General features: G+C 33.9%; 1 protein-coding gene. It reads left to right on the forward strand.

What is annotated here, in order from left to right; all coding sequences use genetic code 11:
- Positions 1–216 precede the first annotated feature (216 nt).
- Positions 217–684 (forward strand): hypothetical protein, encoded by a 468-nt coding sequence (locus BAQ49_RS14505; RefSeq protein WP_071745893.1) that lies wholly within the window; start codon positions 217–219, stop codon positions 682–684.
- Positions 685–813: the final 129 nt, after the last annotated feature.

Consider the following 813-nt stretch of genomic DNA (forward strand, 5'->3'; position numbering starts at 1 on the left):
CAAGATACTTCACATCAGACAATAAAACAGAAATTGAATTTGAATAAGCATTCCTGCGGGAGTGCTTATTCATTTTATTTGCAGGAAATTATCACCATTTGTCGAATTATATAAGCTGAAGGGTGATAAAAATGAGTCATAGAAATCTTTTTATGCTGGCAATGAATACGTAAAAACAAAAACATTCACTTATAGCGGTTAATAGGAGGAATTATCATGAAAAAATTAGCTACAATTGCGTTGACTGGTGCATTAGCTTTAGGCGGTTTAACGGTTATGAATTTAGATACACCAAAGGCACATGCTGATGAATTTAATGAGGGCTGTCATTATATTTGTGGTCCTAGCGAAACGGTGAACGGTGTTACAGTTCAAGTACATTCTACACAAGTTACTTTTGGCAACAGTACAATTGCAAGAATTACAAACAACCGAGCTGAAGATATTCATTACAATGTTAGCCTTGAGAAAAAATATGGAGATAGCTGGGGAGAATTTGAAACTAGTTTCCATTGGCAAAATCAATGGGTTCCAGCTGGCTCAAATGATGAAATTTCAACTTTCACAGGATATGGCGAAAACATTTACGACACTGGGACATACCGCTACAAAGTTGAAGTTGTAAGTGCTGATGGTTCTGTAGATACGATTTATACAGCAGGAATGACGGTAACAGGGCGATAACTCATGACTGAGCTTTATTATTTATGATTGTATTTTCGATAATATCATTGATAATTGCGTTGATATTATTATTAAAATAAGCTCTTCGGAGCTTATTTTTTTTATATAAAAATTGAATATTAATATTCT

The organism is Bacillus proteolyticus (assembly GCF_001884065.1).
Taxonomy (GTDB): Bacteria; Bacillota; Bacilli; order Bacillales; family Bacillaceae_G; genus Bacillus_A; species Bacillus_A proteolyticus.

Excerpts from the sequence above, each read along its gene's own strand:
- BAQ49_RS14505 (WP_071745893.1), top strand. The coding sequence starts at position 217 with ATGAAAAAATTAGCTACAATTGCGTTGACTGGTGCATTAGCTTTAGGC.